General features: G+C 75.2%; 3 protein-coding genes. All 3 read right to left on the bottom strand.

Annotation, left to right across the window (positions count from 1 at the left end):
* Window positions 1-1346 (bottom strand): AAA family ATPase (locus tag ACFV0Q_RS39095; RefSeq protein ID WP_385012536.1); only part of this gene is annotated, 1346 nt, incomplete at its 3' end.
* Between the two features lie 138 nt (window positions 1347-1484).
* Entirely contained in the window at window positions 1485-2471 is a 987-nt protein-coding gene (locus ACFV0Q_RS39090; protein WP_385012534.1) for an alpha/beta hydrolase, read from the bottom strand.
* Window positions 2472-2586: 115 nt separating this feature from the next.
* Window positions 2587-4011 carry a LuxR C-terminal-related transcriptional regulator gene (locus ACFV0Q_RS39085; RefSeq protein ID WP_385012533.1) on the bottom strand — a complete coding sequence of 475 codons (1425 nt, stop codon included), beginning with the start codon at window positions 4009-4011 and terminating at the stop codon, window positions 2587-2589.
* Between the last annotated feature and the right edge of the window lie 171 nt (window positions 4012-4182).

Below are 4182 nucleotides of genomic sequence, written 5' to 3'. Positions count from 1 at the left end.
GGGGCCCCGGCCGCGACGCAGACGAGGTCCGGATCCCCCGGCTCCCGGACGAACCGGGCGTGCAGGTCCCTCACCCAGTCGGCGTCCCCCACCGCGTGCGCCGCCACCAGCGCAGCGGCCAGACGACGCGCGCGTTCCGGCCGCTGGGGGCTGAGCCGGGCCGCCTGTTCCAGGGCGCGCGCGGTGCCCGCGGCGGTCCCGTGCCGCCACGCGGAGTCCTCGAGCGCGGTGGCGACCGGTTCACTGGCGCTCAAGGTGGCGGTGGCCAGGTGCCGGGCTCTGCTCTCCGGCCGCGCGACGACCGCGGCGAGGTCCAAATGGGCCCGCTGCCGCTCGCCCGCCGGATGCCACGAGACCGCGGCCGACCGCGCCAGCGGATGCCGGAAGACGAGGCGGTCCTCGACCAGCGAAACCAGTCCGGACGCCTCCGCCGGGGCCCACACCGCGAGGTCTTCGGTGTCCAGGGCGGTCATGAGGCAGGCAAGGCTCTCCCCCGGCTCCGCGGCCGCGGCGTACAGCAGGGCCCGTACCGTCTCGGGGGGCAGCGCGTCGAGTCGTGCCGCGAAGCCTTGCGCCGTCGGAGGGCGTCGCACCGGGGCGCCGGAGGCGCTCGGCCCCCGGGTGTCCGTGGGCGCGGGGCGGGCCGTTCCCACCAGGGCCAGGGGATTGCCTTCGGCTTCCTCCAGGATCTCCAGCCTGCGGCGGCCGGCGGGCGCCCCCGGCTGCCGGTCGAGCAGCGCCGCGGCCGAGGCAACGCTCAACGGGCCCAGATGCAGGCTCTCCGTGCCGGGGGGCAGGCCGGGCGGGGGCGCCTCGCCGCGCGCGGTGAGCACCAGTGCGACCGGGCGGCCGGCCAGGAGCCGGATCCCCGCGCAGAGCGCGTCAAGAAAGGCGCGGTCGCAGGCGTGTACGTCGTCCACGCACACCAGTACCGGGCGCGACGCGGCGAGTTGGTCCAGCAGCGCCAGCAGTGCGCTCTGCACCTGCCCGTCGTCCGGCCCGCCGTCCCGGGCTACGGGACTCACGGCGGCGCTCAGCACCCGGCCGTGTCCCCCGGGCAGGCCGGGCAGCTCGTCCAGGACCGGCACCAGCAGCTGCTGCAGGCAGGCACGGGCGTGCCGGTGGTCCGCGGCCCAGCCCTGCGCCGACAGCACGAGCATGCCCTCGCCGGCCGCCAGCTCCCGGGCGTGGTGGAGCAAGGTCGTACGTCCGATCCCCTCCTCCCCGAGGAGCAGCAACGCCTGGGGGCTGCCGGGCTGCCGCGTCACGCACTGCCGGATCCACTCGATCTCGCGGTCCCGGCCCAGTGGGGGTGACGCCGCCGGTCGGGAGGGGTGGACCGTCATGCGCATACTCCGGACGTGCTGGCTGCCCACGGCTGTGGGCATGTTTCCTGGCCGAGTCCATGATCGGCGAGACGGGGCGGTGACGCTTCTGCCACCTGACCAGTCGTCCGCGGCCCGTCGCCCCGGACCCCCCGTGCATCAGTCGGTCGGCCGGTCCGCCGACGGGCCCGCCGCCCGGGCGGGCCGCCCACCGTTCAGGTACGTCCGGAGATGGGCTGCGCCCATCCCTATCGCCGCCCGTGTGGGAACGCTGTCCCGCAGGCTTTCGAGCGACACGAAGTCGTGCACCGTGCCTTGGAAGCGCACGGCCGTCACGTCGACGCCGGATCCGCGCAGTCGTTGCGCGTACTCCTCGGCCTCGTCCCGCGCCACATCGGCTTCCGCGGTGACGACCAGCGCGGGTGGCAGGCCGCTGAGTTGGGCATGGCTCGCCCGCAGGGGCGACACCACCGGCTCGTCCAGCAGTTCGGCCGCGCCCACGTAGATCCGCCAGTACCTGCGCAGGGCTGCCCGGGTGAGCAGGTGTCCGGTGGCGAAGCGCCGCTGGGACCGGGTTCCGCAACGGGCGTCGGTCAACGGGTAGTAGAGCAACTGCGCCCGGATGGCGGGGCCGCCGCGCTCCTTCGCCAGCAGCGCGAGTGCCGTCGCGAGCGTGGCCCCGGCGCAGTCGCCGGCGACCGCGACCCGGTCCGCGTCCAGGCCCAGCCGCTCGGCGTGCTCGACGGTCCAGGCCAGCAGGGCGTGACACTCCTCGATCGGTACGGGGTGTCGCGCCTCGGGCGTGCGGCTGTACTCGGGGACGACCGCCGTGACCATCGCTCCGCGCGCCAACTCGCCGATGAGCCGGGCGTGGGTGTGCGCGTCGCCGAGCATCCAGCGCCCCCCGTGTACGTAGAAGACGAAGGGCGACCGTGCGGGAACGCCGGGCGGCCGGAAGATCCAGAATCCCACCAGCCCCGTCGGTCCGACGTGCGCCACGTGGAAGGCGGTCTCCACCCCCGCGTCCTCGACACGGCTGGACTGGGACTCCCTCAGCGCCTGGCGGCCCTCCGCCGGACCGAGCTCGTGCAGATGGGGCGGGGTCGCCGAGGCGTCGACCAGCCGCCGCACCACGGGATCGAGCACGACAGGGCCCTCGGGATCAGGGTGCATGGGTGTGCCTCTCGCTCTTGTGCCCGGGGGCCTGTGTCCTGGGGCTCGTGTCCCCGGGCTCGTGCCGCGCGGGGTCCGCTCGCGCACGTCAGGCGTTGCGCAGCACGTCCCGGAGTTGACGGCGGCTGCTGATGCCCAGCTTGGGATAGACCTGGTAGAGGTGCGAGCCCACGGTACGCGGCGACAGGAAGAGCCGCTCGCCGATCTCCCGGTTGGTGAGCCCGTCGGCGGCGAGACCGGCGATCTGCCGTTGCTGGGCGGTCAGTTCGTCCAGCCGGTGCGCCGGGCCGACGGCCCCGCAGGTCTCCGCCGCGCCCGCCGCCCGCAGTTCTCCCCGCGCCGTCTCGGCGAGGGCCGGGGCACCGAACCGCAGGGCGGCCTCCAGGACGGCGGAGAGCTGGGCACGTGCCTTCAGCGGCCGTCGCCGCCGCCGCAGCCACACCGCGTAGTGGAGCCGGGTCCGGGCGCGCTCCAGCGGCCAGGTTTCCCCCGCCGCGCTGACCAGAGCGAGGCGGAAGTGGTGTTCCGGGTCTCCCCCTTCGTCGACGAGCGCAGCCGCGTGGTGCATCAGCAGGGTCATCCGCAGGGTCGGCCGGTCCCCCTGCGCCGTGCGCACCTCGGCGAGGATGCGCGCCGCCTCCGTCTGGTTGCCGGTCCGCCGGGCGGACTCGGCCAGCTCGGCGATCGCCCGGGGGGCCACGAAGGCATCGAGGGGTGCGCCGTCCTCTCCGTACAGGGCGCGCAGATGCCGGTGGGCACCGTCGGAGTCGCCCAGGGACAGGGCGGACAGACCGCAGGCGCGCAGCATCCTGGCCCTCGTCGCCCGGTTCTCGTCCAGGCTGACGGAACGCCAGTGGGGCCCGGTGAACGGGACGCGGGAGGCGGACGGAGCGAGCGGCGGCTGCGGATCGTACGTGAACGCGGCCGGGACCGGATCGCCGCGCAGCGCCCGCAGGGTCACCGCGAGCGCCTCCAGGTCCATGTCGAGCCGGGGCAGCCGGTGTACGGCGGCGACGGAGCGGCCGTCCGTGAGGAGCGACTCGGCCTCCATCCAACGGCCGAGGGCGATCAGGGTGTCGACCTGTGCGGGGAGCTCCCACACCTGCGGACCGCGCGATCCCCGCGCCCCGCGTGGACTGGCGGCCTGCCGGTGGAGTTCCGCGGCCAGCTCCGACCGGTCGGTGTGGTAGGCCAACGAGGCGTCGGTCAGCAGCCGGGTGACCGGCGGGGTGCCGCTGTGACCGGCGGCGGCGCGGACCGGGCGGGAGGGCTCCGTACGCACGTACGAAGACGCTCCGGCCAGGACCGCCGTGAGGGCGCGCAGGGCCGCGAGTGCTCCGGGGTCGGCGAGTTCGGGGAAGCCCTCCTCGTCGGCCGGCCCGGTGCGGGCCTTCCCCGGACCGGCTTCCCGTGCCGTCCGGTCGGCGTGGGCAAGCAGCGGAGGCAGCGACTGATGGTGGTCGGGCAGCCCCGACTGCCGCGCGATCGAGGCGGCCAGCGCGGCCAGCGCCAACGAGGTCGTGACCGTGCGCGGCGGCGACTGCCGGAAGGTGTCGAGCAGCAGACCGAGCGACTCCGGCTGGTTCTAGAGCAGGGAGAGTGCGCCGGCCATGGCGCAGGCGGCGACACAGCGCCGCTCGGGTTCGCGGTTGACCCTGATGACGCGCTCGTACAGGTCCCGGAC

The sequence above is a fragment of the Streptomyces sp. NPDC059564 genome (genome assembly GCF_042735575.1).
In the GTDB taxonomy this organism is placed as follows: domain Bacteria; phylum Actinomycetota; class Actinomycetes; order Streptomycetales; family Streptomycetaceae; genus Streptomyces.
The sequence above is the reverse complement of the archived record's forward strand: the minus strand, read 5'-3'. Positions and strand labels throughout refer to the sequence as shown.